Source organism: Marinomonas transparens, assembly GCF_016463975.1.
Classification (GTDB): domain Bacteria; phylum Pseudomonadota; class Gammaproteobacteria; order Pseudomonadales; family Marinomonadaceae; genus Marinomonas; species Marinomonas transparens.
The window spans coordinates 15,356-34,103 of the sequence record NZ_JAEMNX010000008.1 but is presented as its reverse complement, the minus strand read 5'-3'; the positions used below and the strand labels follow the sequence as shown (position 1 = coordinate 34,103).

At 43.8% G+C, this 18,748-nt stretch carries 17 protein-coding genes; 12 read left to right on the top strand and 5 right to left on the bottom strand.

Annotated features, from left to right (window positions below):
• Positions 1-55: 55 nt before the first annotated feature.
• Entirely contained in the window at positions 56-1,099 is a 1,044-nt protein-coding gene (locus I8J31_RS08460) for a rod shape-determining protein (protein ID WP_199467847.1), read from the bottom strand.
• Between the two features lie 235 nt (positions 1,100-1,334).
• Between I8J31_RS08460 and gatC the strand changes: the two genes are divergently transcribed.
• Genes gatC through gatB form a run of 3 tightly spaced genes read left to right on the top strand, consistent with a single transcriptional unit; the run spans position 1,335 to position 4,545 of the window.
• Positions 1,335-1,622, top strand: coding sequence for an Asp-tRNA(Asn)/Glu-tRNA(Gln) amidotransferase subunit GatC (gene gatC, locus I8J31_RS08455; RefSeq protein ID WP_199467846.1), 288 nt, complete (start codon positions 1,335-1,337; stop codon positions 1,620-1,622).
• Positions 1,623-1,636: 14 nt separating this feature from the next.
• Positions 1,637-3,103, top strand: coding sequence for an Asp-tRNA(Asn)/Glu-tRNA(Gln) amidotransferase subunit GatA (gene gatA / locus I8J31_RS08450; protein ID WP_199467845.1), 1,467 nt, complete (start codon positions 1,637-1,639; stop codon positions 3,101-3,103).
• On the top strand, positions 3,100-4,545 hold the full coding sequence (gene gatB, locus I8J31_RS08445; protein WP_199467844.1) for an Asp-tRNA(Asn)/Glu-tRNA(Gln) amidotransferase subunit GatB: 1,446 nt from the start codon (positions 3,100-3,102) through the stop codon (positions 4,543-4,545). Before gatA ends, gatB begins: the two co-directional genes overlap by 4 nt.
• Positions 4,546-4,656: 111 nt before the next feature.
• Here gatB and I8J31_RS08440 read toward each other — a convergent pair whose 3' ends face one another.
• The gene (locus I8J31_RS08440) at positions 4,657-5,907 is read right to left on the bottom strand and encodes a diguanylate cyclase (RefSeq protein WP_199467843.1); all 1,251 of its coding nucleotides are present in this window, start codon (positions 5,905-5,907) and stop codon (positions 4,657-4,659) included.
• Positions 5,908-6,107: 200 nt separating this feature from the next.
• Between I8J31_RS08440 and I8J31_RS08435 the strand changes: the two genes are divergently transcribed.
• Positions 6,108-6,392, top strand: a complete 285-nt coding sequence (locus I8J31_RS08435) for a YkgJ family cysteine cluster protein (protein WP_199467842.1) — start codon at positions 6,108-6,110, stop codon at positions 6,390-6,392.
• On the top strand, positions 6,389-8,059 hold the full coding sequence (locus tag I8J31_RS08430) for a L,D-transpeptidase family protein (protein ID WP_199467841.1): 1,671 nt from the start codon (positions 6,389-6,391) through the stop codon (positions 8,057-8,059). The genes I8J31_RS08435 and I8J31_RS08430 overlap by 4 nt, the downstream gene beginning before the upstream one ends.
• 79 nt (positions 8,060-8,138) lie before the next feature.
• On the opposite strand, the gene rlmM is transcribed toward I8J31_RS08430, so the two are convergent.
• The 3 genes from rlmM to I8J31_RS08415 are packed head-to-tail and all read right to left on the bottom strand — an operon-like array spanning position 8,139 to position 10,873.
• Complete coding sequence (gene rlmM / locus I8J31_RS08425; RefSeq protein ID WP_199467840.1) at positions 8,139-9,191, bottom strand: 23S rRNA (cytidine(2498)-2'-O)-methyltransferase RlmM; 1,053 nt, start codon at positions 9,189-9,191, stop codon at positions 8,139-8,141.
• Between the two features lie 55 nt (positions 9,192-9,246).
• A complete protein-coding gene (locus I8J31_RS08420; RefSeq protein WP_233402665.1) occupies positions 9,247-9,969 on the bottom strand; it encodes a TIGR01621 family pseudouridine synthase in 723 nt (240 codons plus the stop codon).
• A gap of 58 nt (positions 9,970-10,027) precedes the next feature.
• Entirely contained in the window at positions 10,028-10,873 is an 846-nt protein-coding gene (locus tag I8J31_RS08415; RefSeq protein WP_233402664.1) for a GGDEF domain-containing protein, read from the bottom strand.
• A gap of 817 nt (positions 10,874-11,690) precedes the next feature.
• Here I8J31_RS08415 and I8J31_RS08410 point away from each other — a divergent pair.
• From I8J31_RS08410 to I8J31_RS08380, 7 genes are all read left to right on the top strand, one after another.
• Positions 11,691-13,271, top strand: coding sequence for an ABC transporter ATP-binding protein (locus tag I8J31_RS08410; protein ID WP_325101184.1), 1,581 nt, complete (start codon positions 11,691-11,693; stop codon positions 13,269-13,271).
• Positions 13,268-14,335, top strand: a complete 1,068-nt coding sequence (locus tag I8J31_RS08405; protein ID WP_199467838.1) for an ABC transporter permease — start codon at positions 13,268-13,270, stop codon at positions 14,333-14,335. Before I8J31_RS08410 ends, I8J31_RS08405 begins: the two co-directional genes overlap by 4 nt.
• A gap of 9 nt (positions 14,336-14,344) precedes the next feature.
• Positions 14,345-15,277 carry an ABC transporter permease gene (locus I8J31_RS08400; RefSeq protein ID WP_199467837.1) on the top strand — a complete coding sequence of 311 codons (933 nt, stop codon included), beginning with the start codon at positions 14,345-14,347 and terminating at the stop codon, positions 15,275-15,277.
• 65 nt (positions 15,278-15,342) lie between these two features.
• Positions 15,343-16,410 (top strand): BMP family ABC transporter substrate-binding protein, encoded by a 1,068-nt coding sequence (locus tag I8J31_RS08395; RefSeq protein WP_199467836.1) that lies wholly within the window; start codon positions 15,343-15,345, stop codon positions 16,408-16,410.
• A gap of 159 nt (positions 16,411-16,569) precedes the next feature.
• A complete protein-coding gene (locus I8J31_RS08390; RefSeq protein ID WP_199467835.1) occupies positions 16,570-17,586 on the top strand; it encodes an adenosine deaminase in 1,017 nt (338 codons plus the stop codon).
• 155 nt (positions 17,587-17,741) lie between these two features.
• A complete protein-coding gene (locus tag I8J31_RS08385; RefSeq protein ID WP_199467834.1) occupies positions 17,742-18,110 on the top strand; it encodes a DUF2750 domain-containing protein in 369 nt (122 codons plus the stop codon).
• Positions 18,111-18,163: 53 nt separating this feature from the next.
• A complete protein-coding gene (locus tag I8J31_RS08380) occupies positions 18,164-18,676 on the top strand; it encodes a DUF2946 domain-containing protein (protein WP_199467833.1) in 513 nt (170 codons plus the stop codon).
• The last annotated feature ends 72 nt before the right edge of the window (positions 18,677-18,748 follow it).

The window sequence follows — 18,748 nt, the reverse complement described above, 5'->3', positions numbered from 1 at the left end:
ACTGGAAACCTTTCCATTAAAATAAAGCGAATCTTTAATGGTGCGCTCCTAACCTTTACTCATTATCAGCAGTAAAAAGCTCAGTTGCATGTCTGTCCATCATTTCTAGAGCCATACCGCCGCCACGAGCCACACAAGTCAAAGGATCATCAGCGATAATAACCGGCAAACCAGTTTCTTCACTGATTAAACGATCAATCTCACGTAACAAGGCACCACCGCCGGTCAACACAAGACCCGTTTCACCGATATCGGCGGCGAGTTCTGGTGGTGATTGCTCAAGCACACCTTTAATGGCTTGAACAATTTGAGCTAGAGGCTCTTGCAAGGCTTCCAAGATTTCCGTGCTACTCAAAGTAAAAGAGCGCGGAATACCTTCGGCTAGATTACGGCCACGAACATCAATCTGTAGTTCTTCACCCGAATGATAAGCCATACCAATCTCAGTCTTAATTCGCTCTGCTGTTGCATCACCAATCAAGCTGCCGTATTGACGACGTACATAAGTGGTAATCGCTTCGTCAAAACGGTCACCGCCGACACGAATAGATTCAGATGTCACAATACCATTCAAGGAAATAATAGCGATTTCAGTGGTACCGCCACCAATATCAATCACCATAGAACCCGAGGCTTCCGCTACAGGAAGGCCAGCACCAATCGCCGCCGCCATTGGCTCTTCAATAATATAAACTTCTCGAGCGCCTGCACCTAAAGCGGATTCCTTAATTGCTCGCCGCTCTACCTGAGTCGACTTACAAGGAACACAAACTAAAACACGCGGGCTTGGCTTCAAAAAGCTATTTTCATGTACTTTCGAAATAAAATATTGCAGCATTTTTTCTGTAACATGAAAATCAGCGATAACGCCGTCTTTCATCGGCCGGATAGCAGTGATGTTACCTGGAGTTCGGCCTAGCATACGCTTCGCTTCGGTACCAACTGATGCGACTGTTTTCTGGTTCCCATTATGACGAATAGCCACTACTGACGGCTCATCCAGCACGATTCCACGATCGCGCACATAAATAAGGGTATTTGCCGTTCCTAAGTCAATCGACAAATCACTTGAGAACATTCCCCTGATTTTCTTAAACATGAATTCCTACACCCTGATAATTCGATACGAACAGCGTCAAAATGTAACAATGACGGGACCAATGGGCAAGTCGATTCCGCGTAAATCGTCAAAAACTCTTCATCTATTTCATTGTTTATTCAAATTATTTTGATTTCTTGCAAATGCAGTGAGTTTTTCACCCTCGTGTCTTTCTAGCTATTCAACTAAGAGATACAATAGAAAACATTTACGACAATCAATAATCAGGTGGAACATGTCCATAGATAAGCAAGACGTGCAAAAAATTGCACACTTGGCGCGCCTCGCTCTCACCGAGGAAGATGCCGACCAATACCAACACTCCCTATCCAGTGTCTTGACTCTTGTAGAGCAGATGCAGTCTGTTAACACAGAGGGTGTTGAGCCTCTTTCTAACCCGCTTGAGATGACTCAAAGACTTAGAGAAGACAAGGTGACCGAAGGCAACCGCCGCGATGAGTTCCTTGCTAACGCCCCACAAACTGAAGCCGGCCTTTTCTTAGTGCCGCAAGTCATCGAATAATATAAGAGCGAATTATGTTCCAACAAAACATCTCCTCCTTAGCGCAACAACTGCGCAACAAAGAACTATCGAGTGTCGAACTAACACGTGCCTTCTTAGATCGTATTGCACAAATCGATGGGCAACTAAACAGTTTCATTACCGTTAGCGAACACACAGCCTTAGAACAAGCCGCAGCCGCGGACAAAATCCTTAGCGAAGGCAAAGGCTCTAGCCTCACCGGTATCCCTATTGCCCATAAAGACCTTTTCTGCACTCAAGACATATTGACCACCAGTGGTTCAAAAATGTTGCATAACTTCGTGCCGCCTTATGAATCGACAGTAACCCAACGTCTAGCAGAAGCCGGTACAGTCATGCTTGGAAAAACCAACATGGACGAATTCGCCATGGGGTCTTCCAATGAAAACAGCTTTTTCGGCGCCGTAAAAAACCCTTGGAATTTAGATAAAGTGCCCGGAGGCTCTTCTGGCGGATCTGCCGCCGCTGTCGCCGCTGGCTTAGTGGTCGCTGCAACGGGTACAGATACAGGTGGTTCCATACGTCAACCTGCTTCTTTCTGTGGCATCACAGGCCTAAAACCAACCTATGGTCGAGTGTCTCGTTTTGGCATGATTGCCTATGCATCAAGCCTAGATCAGGCTGGACCAATGGCCAAAAGCGCAGAAGATTGCGCCCACATAATGCAATCGATCGCTGGATTTGATGAAAAAGACTCCACCTCATCTGAAAACAAGACAGACAATTACCTAAACAGCTTGAACACCCCATTAACTGGACTAAAAATCGGTTTGCCAAAAGAGTATTTCGGTGAAGGCTTAGACGCCGATGTCGCTAAAGTCATTATGGATGCCGTTGCTGAATTTGAAAAACTCGGTGCGACAGTTAAAGAAATTTCACTGCCAAACTTACAACTTAGCATTCCATCCTACTATGTTATCGCGCCATCAGAAGCCTCTTCAAACCTATCCCGCTTTGACGGCGTACGCTTTGGACACCGCTGTGACGATGCAAAAGACCTATTGGACATGTATACAAGAACCCGCGCTGAAGGTTTTGGCGCAGAAGTACAAAAGCGCATCATGGTTGGCACCTACGCCTTATCGGAAGGCTACTACGACGCCTACTACTTAAAAGCACAGCGCATTCGTCGTCTAATAAAACAGGACTTTGTTGCCGCACTCGATGAAGTCGACGTGATAATGGGCCCTGTTGCCCCAACTACGGCTTTTGGCCTTGGCAGTAAAACCAACGACCCGGTCGCTATGTACCTAGAAGACATCTACACCCTCTCAGCAAATTTGGCTGGCATACCAGCCATGTCAGTACCAGCAGGCTTTGCTGACAACATGCCTGTTGGCCTGCACATCATGGGCAACTATTTCGCTGAAGCTAAGTTGCTCAATGTAGCGCATCAATTCCAACAACATACTGACTGGCATTTACAATCCCCCGCTATGATAAAAGGAGCACAAGAATGAATTGGGAAGTCGTAATCGGTCTTGAGATCCATGCCCAACTCTCGACTCAGTCCAAATTATTCTCCGGTGCACCAATAGGCTTTGGCGCAGAGCCAAACACTCAAACCGCCTTGGTTGACCTTGGTATGCCTGGTGCCTTACCTGTGTTTAACAAAGAAGCTTTACGCATGGCTGTTATGTTTGGTCATGCGGTCAACGCTGAAATAGGTATGACATCTGTTTTTGCCCGTAAAAACTATTTTTACCCAGATCTACCAAAGGGCTACCAAACCAGCCAAATGGACCACCCCATTGTTGGCAAAGGCTACCTTGATGTGACCCTAGACGATGGCACCACCTCCCGTGTTGGCATCACTCGTGCTCACCTAGAAGAAGATGCAGGAAAATCCCTGCATGAAGACTTCCAGGGCATGACAGGTATCGACCTAAACCGCTCCAGCACCCCCCTGCTAGAAATTGTGTCTGAGCCTGATATTCGCTCCGCTAAAGAAGCCGTAGCCTATGTTAAAATGATTCACTCTATCGTGACTTATTTAGGCATTTGCGATGGCAATATGGCCGAAGGCTCAATGCGTTGTGACGTCAACATATCCTTACGACCAAAAGGCCAACAGGAATACGGTACACGAACCGAGATCAAAAACGTCAACTCATTCCGCTTTATCGAAAAAGCAATTTATACTGAGATCGAACGCCAAGCCGACATCCTAGAAGATGGTGGACGCATCACTCAGGAAACTCGCCTATACGACCCAGAGAAGAATGAAACTCGCAGCATGCGCTCAAAAGAAGATGCAAACGATTACCGCTACTTCCCATGCCCAGACCTTCTACCAGTCGTTCTCACACAAGAGTATGTTGATCAGATTAAAACCACTCTTCCTGAGCTACCCAGCCAAAAAGCCGCTCGTTTTCAAAGTGAACACAGCCTAAGCGAATATGACGCTGCGGTATTGTCCTCTTCTCGAGAAATGGCAGACTACTTTGAAAGCGCTAATGACATAGTAAAAGATGCCAAACTAACGGCAAACTGGGTCATGGGCGAGCTAAGCAAATTGCTTAACCAAGCGCAACTAGAAATAGCCCATTCTCCAGTCAATGCAAAGGCTTTTGGCGAGTTACTACAGCGTATCAAGGACAACACCATCAATGGCAAAACAGCGAAAGATGTTTTCCAGTTGATGTGGGAAGGGGAAGGATCTGCTGATGACATCATCGAAGCAAAAGGTCTAAAGCAAGTCACTGATACCGGTGCCATTGAAGCCATGATTCAAACTATTTTGGATGCCAACTCAGCGCAAGTAGAGCAGTATCGCGCCGCCGAACCAGACAAACAAAAGAAAATGATTGGTTTTTTTGTCGGCCAAGTAATGAAAGCTTCTCAAGGCAAGGCCAATCCGGGCATTGTAAACCCAATTCTAGCCAAAATGTTAAAAGGCTAAATTCGGTACGACGATCAAGAAAAGCACAAGCCAAAAAAATACCGCTCCTAAAGTTACAAATAGCAGCGGTATTTTTTTATAAAGTTAAAAATATGAAATTAAGGCTTTCCACTACTTATCCGAAACAATCCTATCTCTTCCCAAGCGCTTAGCTTCATATAAATTGTTATCAGCGATACGTATGGCTTCATCTAAAGAGTCTACGGCTTGACGACAGACCCCAACACTGCAAGTTATTTTAATTTTAGCCGCCGTATATTCTTTTGAACGAACCTGATCAGCAAAGCCATTCAACATAACCAAGAAATCCTCCCCTTGGTAATCTGAATTAACCACAATACAAAATTCCTCACCGCCAAACCGACAAGCCAACACATCAGGAAAAGCGGTTTTTATTTCTTGCCCGATAACGGCCAACAAATCATCCCCCACCATATGGCCATAGGTATCATTAACCGCTTTAAAATAGTCAAGATCAATCATAGCCAAGGAAACAACCCCAGTATCAGCCGTCGCCGCACGACTATAATAAGACTCTCCCTCATCGAATAGATAACGCCTATTATGAAGCTTGGTTAAAGGGTCAAGGTTTGCTAGATCTCGAATCGTCTCAAGCATTTCTTGAGCTTCTAAATTATGAATAACTCGACAATGAAACTCTTCATGATAAAAAGGTTTTTTAAGAAAGTCGTTTGCCCCTGCCTTGATAAATTTAGCCGAGAGCGAATTATCCCCTTCTGCCGACAGTCCAATAATCACTAAATCTTGAAAACGAGCGTTATACCTAAGCATACGAACCAACTCATAACCATTTACTAATGGCATATTATGATCCGTAATCAGCATGCGAATCTCTGGATCAGCCTCAAGCTTCGCTAACGCTTCCTGACCATTTTCCGCTTCAACTACCCTAAATCGACACTGCTCAAGTAAAATCTTAATAAACAAACGACTAGTAGATGAATCTTCAGCAACCAATACCTTTAAGTTTTGATTTTTCCGAAGCCGCTCAACCACCTTGATAACATGATTAAAAGAATAGCGACTGTCTTTGGTGATGTAATCTAAAACGCCTTTATTTAATAAGCTAAGGCGCAAGTCATCATCAAAGTTACTAGTCAAAACGATACAGGGGACTTTATGAGACAAAACAAGGTCGACCACTTCACCATTTTCTGCATCGGGAAGGTTCAAATCAACAATGGCAGCAAAATATTCTTCACCGGGCTCTTCTAATCTATCTTTAGCTTCTTCATAACACGCACACAAAACAGGAAGAAAAGCAGGATTTTGAATCAGCAAGTGTCTCAAAACCTTAAGTACAACAGGGCTATCTTCTACTACAAGTATTTTATGTTCCATGAGTTAACGCGGCACCTATCCATAAAAACAGCATCTCTGCTTGTTAAATTAGCATTTTTTAAATTATCCCCTATGCCCTATCATTCCGATACACTAAAATACTAGCCTAGCGTGTACATTTGTAAACTAAACACACAAAAATTACCAACTTCCCTTAACATTTGTCTACACAAAAAAACGCCAAATTAAGGTACTTTATTATGCAATGCCGTTCAGGCTGTGGTGCTTGCTGTACAGCACCCTCAATTAGCTCCCCCATTCCCGGAATGCCAAATGGAAAAGCCGCCGGAGAGCCTTGCATACAACTACTAGAGGATTTTCGTTGCGCGATTTTTGCTGAATCTTCCCGCCCTACTGTTTGCAGTACGTTTCAAGCTGAACAGGACATTTGTGGCGACAGCAGAAAAGAAGCAATCAGCATACTGTCTATTATGGAAAATGAGACAACACCCAATTCCAGCTCACTAACAAGGAAACATCAATGACACTGGCAAAACGCCTTATTCCTATTTTCTGTACTGCGCTACTGGCAAGCGCCTGTTCAACGCCTAACACAAGCAGCCGCTTTGTTGTTGAGCCACCTAGCGAATCTCAAATCGAAACCAGTGTAAAAGAACAAGTCGCACTTACATTAAATGCTTTCACCCCTGTTGCAGGCCAAGCTTTACCTAACAATAGTGTAGTAGAAGCCTACCAAGCTCGTGCTTACAATCCCATTTGGATTCAAGACAAAACCATTAACATGTCGATTTATAAACTTGTCGATATTTTAGAACAATCCCATAGCCATGGACTCAATCCAATTCACTACCACACCCAGATAATCCAAGAATATCTTGCACTGAAGTCCCCAACGCCACAGCAACTAGCGGAAATGGACGTCATTGCAACCATCTCCCTGTCCAGCTATGCCCATGACTTAAGCAATGGTCGCTATGAACCACAGCTCATTGACCCAAACTGGCAATTAGACGCCCCCAATAACAACTGGAAAGAGCTTCTATTGCTCAATTCCGCAACCGACATGGTCAACTCACTACCATTACTGGCACCCCGTAGCCCACAGTATCAAGTGCTGCAAAAGTGGTTGGTCTACTATCAGGACCTAGCTAGCAAAGAGCAAGACATTCAGGTCAAGCCAGGCGTGCCATTATCTATCGGCGACACAGGGCCTAGAGTCGCACAACTTAGAGCAAGACTTGTACAGCTTGGTGACATTCGCTTTTCAACAAGAAAAATCAATGAAGAAGAATTTGATCAACGACTAAAAGCCGCCCTAATACGCTTCCAAAATAGACACCACATCACAGCAGATGGCTCCGCCGGCTCAAAAACCATCAGAATGCTCAATGTGCCACTAAAAACACGCGCCAAACAAATTGCCTATAATTTAGAAAGATGGCGCTGGTTACCGAGCGAACTGGAACCCAATAGAGTATGGGTTGACCTTACCAACTACACCCTGGACATGTACCTAAACGACGAACATACTTCAATGAAGGTCGTTATCGGCAAAGCCAATAGAAAAACACCGGTATTTAAAGGCCTGATGACTTACATGGTGGTAAATCCCACGTGGCGCGTTCCGCACCGTATCGCTAGAGAAAACCTATTACCTAAGCTACAGCAAGACCCCAATTACCTATCTAAACATGGCTATAAACTATATGCACACTGGGGTATAGCCGCAAAAGAGCTTGATCCGACACAAATCAACTGGAAGGCCATTAGCGAAGACAAGCTTTCCTATCGATTTGAACAAGAGCCTGACGAAGGCAACGCCCTCGGTCAATTCAAGTTTATGTTTCCTAATAAAAATGAAATTTACTTGCATGACACACCCGCAAGACACCTTTTTCGCGAGACCAACCGAGCATTCAGCTCTGGCTGTGTTCGCCTAGAAAAACCAATGGCCTTTGCTGAAGCCATTACCAAAAGCAGCAAAAAAGAAACAGACATGCTAAAGGACCCAAGCAACGAAAAAGACACAGTCATCACACTTCCTACCTACCTCCCTGTTTATTTGGTTTATTTCACTGTAGTCCCTAATGCCAACGGCATGCTGGAGTTTCGTGATGACATCTATGATAGAGATCGCTTGATGGAAGAAGCTATGGGCTATAAGGCCTTTACCCCCCGCGAGTCCATTTAACACCGCAAAAACACAAAAAAAAGCCGCCTTAATCTGATGATTAAAGCGGCTTTCCCATACAAAGAGATAATGAATAAAGCTATTTCACCATAATGCAAACCGTCACTTCTTCGCGGTCATGGTAAAGATGCTTCACTTGATACTGATAACTTACACCAGACTTTTTTAGAGACTCATCAATCGCCTGCAAGCACAAAGAGACCTCCTGATAGCGTTTTTTCATCGGCAGCTTCAAATTAAAAACAGCCCTTCTAGTCCAGCCATTCGCCAGCCATTTCGCCATAAGGCCCGCCACTTTAATAGGCTGCTCTACCATGTCACAAACTAACCAATCAACCGTATAAGGCGGCTCAAATTTGAAACCATCCGCTTTTTCATGCTCCACCAAACCAGTAGACATCAGTTCTTTCTGCATAGGGCCATTATCAATCGCCATCACATGAATACCCCTTTTCACAAACTGATAAGTCCACCCCCCCGGCGCAGCACCAAGATCAACTGCCGTCATCCCTTCGGTTAAATCTGTCTCACGTCGTTTTTCTGGCACAAACTGCAAAAAAGCCTCTTCAAGTTTTAGCGTAGACCGGCTAGGCCCAGCAGCGGGAAAACGCAAACGGCGAATCCCCATAGGAAACTCACTACGACAAACAGCGTACGACACCCCCAAATAAGCCGCCTCGCCATCCAGTAAAAAAACGTGGTGGCGCACACCAACGGCTTTATTTCGCAAAACCCCAGACCTCTTCCAGCCCTCTTTTAAAGGTTTGTCTAATTTCTTAATCAGTCCAGACAAAGCCTTGGCTTCATTAGTATCCGCTGTTTCAATGCAAATATCTTCCGCCAAAGGCAAGTCACGAGCAGCTTCAAGCAAAGACTCAACACGAGCACCTTGCTCCAACTCAATAACATCATTCACCGCAATAATCTGACGCGCAAAGATCAAACGATTGAAATCCAATTGCTGAATAAGCAATTCACCTGCATCAGCTTGATCAAAGTTGTACACAACATATCCAGCATTAGGAACGACCTTAGCGTAGCCATAAAAGCCGTTACGACTAGATACTTCTGACAACTCTGCCACGCAGTCTTTTTCAAAGCCTGCACGGCAGTAAACCAAAACATTTTTCATTAAATTTCCTTCTCGACTCTAAGCACACACCATGCCGAGCAACAATAACTAACTTCTATAAAGACTTACTAGAAGGCCATGTCAATAAAGATTCATCAAACTGAGCAGAAATAAAATCAACCAATTCCGCTGAAAAACATTCACCCTCAAAAGGCAAATCTATAAAACGCTTTGCCTCGCCTTGCCAATCAAATTGTAAAGCATAAGCATGCAAATAACCTCGGTCAGCCCTATCACCACCATATCGAACATCCCCAAAAATAGGCGCCCCAAGACTTTTTAAGGCCACTCTAATCTGATGTGTTTTACCTGTTAATGGTCTTAGTAAAAAGACTCTAAAGCCTTGAAAAGAAGAAGAAAAAAACTGTGTTACTGCAAAATTTTCAGCATTTTTTGTCAACATCCACTGCCCTCTTCGACTTGGTTTCATTCCTCCCTTTATTGTCCCCTGCTTTTTCTTTGGCTTACGGTTAGATAAAGCAAGATAGCGTTTCTCGACTTCATGCCTCTCAAACAAAACACCAAACTGCGCTGCCGCTTTGGCATGACAAGCCACAACCAATAACCCTGATGTCATTTTATCTAAACGATGCACGGGGAAAAAACGCTGCTGAGGATAAGACAGTGCCAGTGATTGCATCACTCCTAACTCATCAGAATCCGCATGGAAACTCATCCCTGGTGATTTTCTGATAACCCAGAAGTCATCACAACGAAATAAAACAGAGAGCAAACTAGCCTCGCTACACATCAAATAAGGAAAAAATTGATTAGCCAACAAGGTTATCCACAGAGAAAGTGGACAACTCATATGTCAATAAAAAAAGGAAAAAACTTTAATCTTGGAAAGAGGACTCTATCGCAATTCTATTACGGCCATTTCGTTTAGCCACATATAATGCCTTACTCGCTTGCGCAAGTACTTCTTCAAAACGAGACACACCAGGCTCCATCGTCGACAAACCTATGCTAATGGTAACAGGAATCACAATCCCTTGTTCCGTTTCCACGAACATATTTTCTACCGCTGTACGAATTCGCTCCATTACCGCCTCAGCCTGCTTTAAAGTCACCTTGCGCATGATCACAATAAACTCTTCTTCACCATAGCGACCAATTTCATCTTGATCTCGTACTACTGCTGCCATGGTTTCTGATACCTTAACTAGCACCAAATCTCCTGCATCATGACCATAGGTATCATTAATTCTTTTAAAGTGATCTAAATCTATAATGGCAAACACACAAGAATCCTGCTGAACAATGGAATCAGCAAAAATATCGTCTGCATCCGCCAAAACCTTACGGCGGTTAGACAAGCCTGTCAGTTCATCCTTCTCTGTCAATATCCGTAAATGCTCATTTACTGTCCTCAGTCTATTTACCACCATGCTAACAATGACAGCAACAGCAAAAGATGAACATAAGAAAACCAAGAACAAAGCAACCTTCTGGTCCTGAGCAGACAAATAGAGCCCCTTCTCGGCTCCCATAAATTCACAAACCCAAAAGACACTTACAGTGCACAGAGCAGTACCATACTTCAAGACCCTTTGATCAGAGCGAAAAACAGCAAGCGCATAGATAATGAAGTCAATTAAAAACCAATGGAGAGCACTACCCGTACCGAAATAGAACAAGCTCAAAATAGACAATTCCAACATTGCAATAATAGGCAACATTATTTGAGCCCAAAAAAGCTTCCCTTTAAAATTTAAGCGCAAACCTAGTAAACCAAGTAGCAAAGCCAAAAAACAAAAGAGTACGATAGGTGATGTTTGGCGAATAACAAAAATTACTATCACAATCAAATTGATAGAACAGAAGAATAGGTACGAAAAACCCACCATCCGCTTTTGATTGAGATCGTTACTGTATTCTTCAGCAAGATCTGTATAGAGAAAGTTCTTTTGTATTTTTTTCATTATCGAAGACACTACGTCACCAACTAGAACAACTAAAAATATAAAGGCACAATTAATTAAAACAGACCTGACTAACGACCAATTTTACAAAAAATACCAGCAACTGACTACACAAAACACTTACCATAGACTACAAAACAATCCTCATAGTTCACACACATTACTGTTTAACCCTAATAAAGCAAAAATATATTGGGGCAATATATACTCATTAAAAATCGACTTTCCCATAAAGACAAAGATGTTAAAATTTCGTATCCTACGCCCCCATTCAAAACTGGCTTCTTAAGGGCCTTGGCATGAATATTGATAGGTTTTAAAGCAACCTATACAAGATCAACCCTATATAGAGAGATAAAAATGGCTAAGCCCCACATCAAGCTTAACCAAGTGGTCAAATATATAAAAACCTCTGCCTCACCCTATCGTGACAAGAGAAAATCAAACCTAACGCTCCATTACAGTGCAAAAAAATGTTGTTGTAACGTATTTTCACCTACTGGATAAGAAAATCTCTCAGTAAATAAACTAAAACGTCCTCATTTTAGGACCTATATAGTAGAGACATGAAACGGTGCCAGACTCATTGGAAAAACACATATCGATAGCTCGTCTTGAACTAGCAAATATCACCAAACAATACCCTGGCTGCCTTGCAAACGATAAGGTAAGCCTGACCTTATTACCTGGAGAAATTCATGCCCTGCTAGGTGAGAATGGCGCTGGGAAAAGTACGCTAGTAAAAACCATTTATGGTGTAGTCGCACCAGATAAGGGCGATATTTTATGGAATGGTAAGGAAGTAAGCATAAAATCTCCTTCTATCGCTCGTGATTTGGGCATAGGCATGGTATTTCAGCACTTTTCATTATTTGAAACTCTAACAGTCAGCCAAAATATAGAGCTTTGCTTAAGCAAATTACAACTGAAAAACATTGGCGACCTAGCGCAACGAATTTCCAAACTATCCGCTGATTACGGCTTAGACGTTGATCCTCATCGCTACGTACATTCTTTGTCTATTGGCGAAAGACAAAGAGTCGAAATAATGCGTTGTCTTGTGCAATCCGTAAAACTACTCATCCTTGACGAACCCACTTCGGTTCTCACACCACAGGAAGTCTCTGGTTTATTTGGTGTTTTACGTACTCTATCCGAGCAAGGCTGTAGTATTTTATTTATTAGCCATAAGCTTCACGAAGTCACTGAAATCTGCCATAAAGCAACCATCTTACGAGGAGGCAAGGTCGTTGATACTTGCGTTCCAAGCGAAGAAACACCTGCGACTATTGCCAAGATGATGGTCGGTGACCTAGCTGAACAGGACGCAGGCTACTCGAAACAAGAGGGTGGCCACATTGTTTTCAACATACATGATCTTTCTCTTACCACTAAGCAACCTTTCGGAACGGCGTTAAAAAACATCAATTTGTCACTAAAAGCGGGGGAAATACTTGGTATCGCAGGTGTCGCAGGCAATGGCCAAGACGAGTTAATGGCAATCATCAGTGGTGAAGAGGAACGCCATGTCAAAGCCTCACTTGAGCTCAATGGAACACCAATAGGCCACTTAAACGCTGGAGAAAGACGCAAGCTGGGTATGGCCTATGTTCCAGAAGAACGCCTTGGCCGTGGTGCCGTTCCTGACATGAGCCTGACTGAAAACACCTTGCTCACACACAGCGAAGGCTTTGTTAAAAATGGCCTTGTGCAATGGAACGTCTTAAAAGACTACGCCAACACCTTGATCGACAAATACAAAGTAAAGTGTCACGGTGAATTCTCTGAAGCAAAAAGTTTAAGCGGCGGTAACCTACAAAAATTCATCATGGGACGAGAAATTGGGCAAAACCCTAAACTACTCATCTGCGCTCACCCTACATGGGGTGTAGATGTCGGAGCAGCTCTTGCGATTCATCAAGCACTGTTAGAACTGCGTAACCAAGGCGCGGCTATTTTACTTGTTTCTGAGGATATAGATGAACTCTTTCTGCTAGCCGACCGAATGGCTGCCGTATGTGACGGTTACCTTTCTCCCCTAGTAAAAACCGAACAAACCAACATAGATCAAATTGGACAATGGATGGCTGGTACCTTTATTAATAACACCGCTCCTATTAACAGCGACACCGTAGAGCAAGGAACCAAAGCATGATGCACATACAAGCTCGTACAGAGCCAAGCTCTTTGATGAAAGTCGTTTCACCTTTACTGGCTATTGCCTTAACCTTATTTTTCGGCAGCATCCTTTTTAGTGTACTTGGCAAAGACCCTCTACAAGCATTACATGTATTATTAATTGCTCCTCTTGCAGACAGTTACAACATAGGGGAAATGCTAGTCAAAATGGGACCGTTACTCTTATGCGGTGTTGGCTTATCCCTCTGCTATAAAGCCAATATGTGGAACATAGGGGCAGAAGGTCAATTATTAGCAGGTGCTTTAGGCGGTTCAGCCATGGCGCTGTATTTTCTTAATTCAGAATCCGCTTTTGCGCTTCCCATTACCTTATTAGCAGGCATAGCTTCAGGCATGATATGGGCTGCTATTCCCACCTACCTGAAATTGAAATTCAACTCGAACCTGATTTTGACCACCATCATGTTCAATTACATTGCCCTATACCTCCTCATTTGGGCTGTTCACGGCCCTCTACGGGACCCAGAAGGCTTTGGCTTTCCTGAATCCGCTCTCTTTTCTGACACCACCCTTCTACCAACATTGTTTGAAGGCAGCCGAATTCATTTAGGCATCTTGTTTGCTCTAATTTCCGGCTTTATCGCTTGGTTCATTTTGTCAAAAACCCATTTAGGTTTTCAAATTAGAGTCTTTGGCGCCGATGAACCCGCAGCCAAATACGCTGGATTCAATAGTAAAAAGCTCAGCTGGTTTGTTATGCTCTTTGCAGGCGCTTTAGCAGGCTTAGCAGGCGTCAGTGAAACCACTGGCCCGATTGGGCAATTGGTTCCCAATGTCTCTCCCGGTTATGGCTATTCAGCCATCATCGTCGCCTATTTAGGGCGATTACATCCGCTCGGTGCCATCATTGCTTCCGTTTTCCTCGCCGTGCTTTACATGGGTGGTGATCTCGCGCAAATCGAGATGGGTATACCTATTGCCGTTGTCGGCATGTTCCAAGGTGTTTTACTGTTTTTCTTACTAGCCTGTGATTTTTTTATTCGTAACAGCCTAACTTTCACCAACAAAGCGACAAACTAGGAGCTCACCTTGGACGCAGATTTAATAGTACAGATCTTATTTGCCGCCATTAAAACAGGCACACCTTTACTCTTCATCGCCCTTGGAGAAGTGATTTGTGAAAAGTCTGGCATACTGAATTTAGGTCAAGAAGGCATGATGCTAATGGGCGCTGTGGTGGGCTTTCTTGCCGCCTATGGTACTGGCAACGCAGGATTAGGTGTCATTGCAGCAATGGCGATGGGCGCTATTATGAGCTTAATCTTCGCGGTATTGGTTCTGCAACTTGGGGCCAACCAGGTTGCAACTGGATTAGCCCTCACCATCTTCGGCACTGGCTTAAGCGCCTTTGTCGGCTCTGGCGTCGTCGGTCAAACCATTCAGGGCTTTCAGCCAGTTATGATTCCATTGCTGTCCGACATCCCCCTAATTGGCCGCATACTCTTTAGCCACGATATATTGGTCTATTTATCTTTTGTAATGGCTTTCATACTCTTTTTTGTGATTAACAAAACGCGCATGGGCCTAACCTTAAAAGCAGTAGGAGAAAACCCCCATGCCGCCAACGCTATCGGAATAAAAGTACTCCGCGTACGTTATTTAGCCATTATGTTTGGTGGGGCTATGGCGGGCATCTCAGGGGCCTATATGTCTCTGGTTTATACACCAATGTGGGTAGAAAATATGACAGCTGGCCGCGGCTGGATCGCCTTAGCACTGGTCGTATTCGCTTCTTGGCGAGTGGGCAGAATCGTGATTGGCGCCTACTTATTCGGTGTGGCTAGTATTATGCATCTCGTTTTACAAGGCATGGGCTGGTCTATTTCACCCAACCTATTAGCTATGTTGCCTTATGTGGCAACCGTTATCGTCATGGTCATCATTAGCGCAGACCATTTCAAAGAAAAACTACTGGCCCCTCGATCTTTGGGAAAAACCTTTGACCCAAGAGAAATGGCCTAAAGCACATTGCGAGTTTTCACCTTCACATTAAAAAGAAACGCCTTCGGGCACGAAAGGAGCTAAAAATGAAACTAAAGAGTTTATTCGTTGGTCTGGGGCTTTTAGCTAGCGTTAGCGCAGCTCAAGCCGAAGAACCATTTAAAGTGGGTTTTGTCTATGTTGGCCCTGTGGGTGACCTTGGTTGGAGCTATGAGCATGACCGTGGACGCCAAGAGCTAGACAGCTACTTTGGCGACAAAGTAAAAACGACTTATGTAGAAAATGTACCTGAAGGTGCCGATGCAGAGCGTGTTATTACGCAATTAGCAAAAGCTGGCAATGATCTGATTTTTACTACCTCTTTCGGTTTTATGAACCCGACCCTTAAAGTGGCAAAGCGCTTCCCAAAAGTGACTTTTGAACACGCAACAGGTTACAAGCGCTCTAAAAACTTAGGAACCTATGTGCTTCGCACTTACGAGGGACGTTATGTTTCTGGTGTCACGGCAGGCTTGATGACAAAAACCAATACCATTGGTTACATTGGTTCCTTCCCAATCCCTGAAGTTATCCGTGATATCGATGCGACTTTCATGGCGGCAAAAAGCGTTAACCCTAACGTAAAAATGAAAATTGTTTGGGTAAACTCTTGGTATGATCCAGGTAAAGAAACCGATGCAGCGAATGCTTTAATCGACCAAGGCGTTGATGTTTTGATGCAACATACTGACAGCCCTGCGCCACTTATTGCCGCAGAAAAACGTGGCATCCGTGCCATTGGTCAAGCGTCTGACCAAAGTAAATTTGCGCCTAACGCACACATCTTCTCTGTGCGTGATGATTGGGCTCCTTATTACATCAAAACCACTAAATCGGTTATGGACGGTACTTGGAAGCCAGCTGATTTCTGGGGTGGTTTTGATGAAGACATGCTTTCTCTAGCCTCTATTAACCCAAATCTTCCAGCTGCGGTTCGTGCAAAAATAGACGAAACCTACACAGCAATTAAATCCGGTGAATTCAAACCATTTACTGGCCCAATTAAGGACAACAAGGGCAACATTGTTGTCGCTGAAGGCCATACATTAACAGACCAAGAGCTTGCTCAAGTAAACTGGTATGTTGAAGGTATTACTGACGAAGTGCCTCGCTAAGCACTCTTGGCAGCCAGTCTAACTGGCTGCCAATTCCTTTAAAAATACTCCCTTCACTCATAACCTACTATTCCACCTTTAGTTTTATCGCTATATTCATCCATTATCCTTATAGCCATTAAGCACTAGAAGTCTATTTGTACTACAAAGAGGTACCTCATGAACGTCACTGATACGCTAATCACACTAGCCAAGCAAATGCCAAAAACCGAGCTTCATTTGCATATTGAGGGCACTTTCGAACCAGAACAAATGTTTGCTATCGCCCAAAGAAATAAGGTTGAGCTGACATACCAAACCGTCGAAGCACTTAAAGCGGCCTATCAGTTCAACAATCTACAGGACTTTCTCGATCTCTATTATCAAGGCATGTCAGTACTGCTGCACGAAGTCGATTTTTACGATCTAACCATGGCTTACCTAGAAAAGGTAAACGACGAAAACGTCGTGCATGTGGAAATATTTTTCGACCCACAAGGACATACAGAACGCGGCGTGCCATTCGACACACAAATCAAAGGCATTTATCGCGCTCTACAAGATGCCGAAAAGAAATGGGGCATGACTACACGACTCATTATGTCTTTTCTCAGACACCTAAGTGAAGAAAGTGCCTTCGAAACATTAGCCGCCGCCAAACCTTATCTTGATTGGATTGACGGCATTGGTTTGGATAGCTCAGAACTAGGCCACCCGCCAGAGAAGTTTCTTCGCGTTTTCCAAGCTTGCAAAGATTTAGGTTTAAAAGTTACAGCACATGCAGGAGAAGAAGGTCCACCAGAATACGTCTGGCAGGCAATAGAACAAATCCATGTCGACCGTATAGATCATGGCAACAGAGCACTGGAGGACGAAAAACTTGTCGAAACCATTAGACAAAAAAATCTCACTCTTACCGTATGCCCTCTTTCAAATTTAAAGCTCTGTGTTGTCAATGACATGACGCATCACCCAATTAAACGCATGCTAGCCCTTGGACTTAACGCCACGGTCAACTCAGACGACCCAGCCTATTTTGGGGGTTACATGAATGATAATTACAGCGCCCTCATCAAGGGCACAGGCATCAACAAAGCAGAGCTTTATCAGTTAGCCCAAAATGGCATTACAGGGAGCTGGATGAATAAAGAGCAACAACAAAATCATCTAAAAACGTTAGAGGATTTATTTCACTAACCTTCGCTAAACTTAATAAAAGTAAGCCAAACACAAAAACGACGGCATGTCGTTTTCGTGCCTTACTGTTAATAGCTGCATTTTTCCTTTCAGCGGTAACAACCTATTGTTACCAATATGATAAGATGCCCTTTTTCATATTCTAGGCAAAAGCAATGACCAACAACCTCCCTTTAAATGACACCTTTTTTCGCTTAACCAGTGCCGAGCGTTATGATCAAGTCATCAAACTCATCAAGAAAGGCCAATCTATCTGGACATTAGCCGATGCAGAAGGGTGTCTTATTATTGACCTAGGTAGTGACAAGGTACTGCCTGTCTGGCCAGTTGAAGCACTTGCACTAGATTGGGGAAAGAAAGATTACGAAGGCTTTACTGGACTGGAAGTCTCAGCAAAAGATTGGGCGAATAAATGGCTAGAGGGTATGAGCAAAGATGGATTCTCAGTCGGTGTCGCACCTAACCTTGCTGGTGAATGCATAGTATCCTCAGCGGCAGAACACGCTGCTGATATTAAGCCTTAATGTCAGGTCAAATCCTCCCATAAAGTCATCCACAAAACGACAAGATAAAGACAGTGCACCTGCAACTAAAGAGGCCTTATAACACATTAACGCAGCTCGCTGTGTTTGTGTGTTTATTTGCAGTGCTCATTATTTATTTCGCACCACTGTTTTCTCAAGTCAGTAATGCACTAACCCCCCATACCCAGCCAGCGTCTTTTCTTAAAAAAGCAAACGTCAAAAACGTTCATATTAAAGGCTCAGGGCTGGAAAGCATGACCATGGCTGGGTATGACCATACAAAAATGCTTCACCATGAACACAGTGAAGCCAACCAAAATACTCAGATAGCATCATGGGACAGTCATCAAGGTCATCACATTGAAGGCGAAAGCATTAATGTCATGGAAGCCTGCGGCTACTGCAGCTTACTTTTCCATCTCAACTGGCTTGATGTGAAAAGTTTTGAAATTATCCCTATTACACTAGGTCGCTATCCTAATGTCGTAACCACCACCATTACGCGTAAATGTTGCTTTCCGCTCACCTCAGCTACCCCCAGAGCCCCACCAATAGAAGCAACATAACCCATTCACTTTTAAGCAATACGAACTTTACTACTCTGGCTAATACTAGCTAGATATTGTCTCGTGCACTTT

Bases quoted from the DNA above. Each gene is read 5' to 3' on its own strand.
- I8J31_RS08460 (WP_199467847.1), bottom strand. From the start codon at position 1,099: ATGTTTAAGAAAATCAGGGGAATGTTCTCAAGTGATTTGTCGATTGAC.
- gatC (WP_199467846.1), top strand. From the start codon at position 1,335: ATGTCCATAGATAAGCAAGACGTGCAAAAAATTGCACACTTGGCGCGC.
- gatA (WP_199467845.1), top strand. From the start codon at position 1,637: ATGTTCCAACAAAACATCTCCTCCTTAGCGCAACAACTGCGCAACAAA.
- gatB (WP_199467844.1), top strand. From the start codon at position 3,100: ATGAATTGGGAAGTCGTAATCGGTCTTGAGATCCATGCCCAACTCTCG.
- I8J31_RS08440 (WP_199467843.1), bottom strand. From the start codon at position 5,907: ATGGAACATAAAATACTTGTAGTAGAAGATAGCCCTGTTGTACTTAAG.
- I8J31_RS08435 (WP_199467842.1), top strand. From the start codon at position 6,108: ATGCAATGCCGTTCAGGCTGTGGTGCTTGCTGTACAGCACCCTCAATT.
- I8J31_RS08430 (WP_199467841.1), top strand. From the start codon at position 6,389: ATGACACTGGCAAAACGCCTTATTCCTATTTTCTGTACTGCGCTACTG.
- rlmM (WP_199467840.1), bottom strand. From the start codon at position 9,191: ATGAAAAATGTTTTGGTTTACTGCCGTGCAGGCTTTGAAAAAGACTGC.
- I8J31_RS08415 (WP_233402664.1), bottom strand. From the start codon at position 10,873: ATGTTGCCTATTATTGCAATGTTGGAATTGTCTATTTTGAGCTTGTTC.
- I8J31_RS08405 (WP_199467838.1), top strand. From the start codon at position 13,268: ATGATGCACATACAAGCTCGTACAGAGCCAAGCTCTTTGATGAAAGTC.
- I8J31_RS08395 (WP_199467836.1), top strand. From the start codon at position 15,343: ATGAAACTAAAGAGTTTATTCGTTGGTCTGGGGCTTTTAGCTAGCGTT.
- I8J31_RS08390 (WP_199467835.1), top strand. From the start codon at position 16,570: ATGAACGTCACTGATACGCTAATCACACTAGCCAAGCAAATGCCAAAA.
- I8J31_RS08385 (WP_199467834.1), top strand. From the start codon at position 17,742: ATGACCAACAACCTCCCTTTAAATGACACCTTTTTTCGCTTAACCAGT.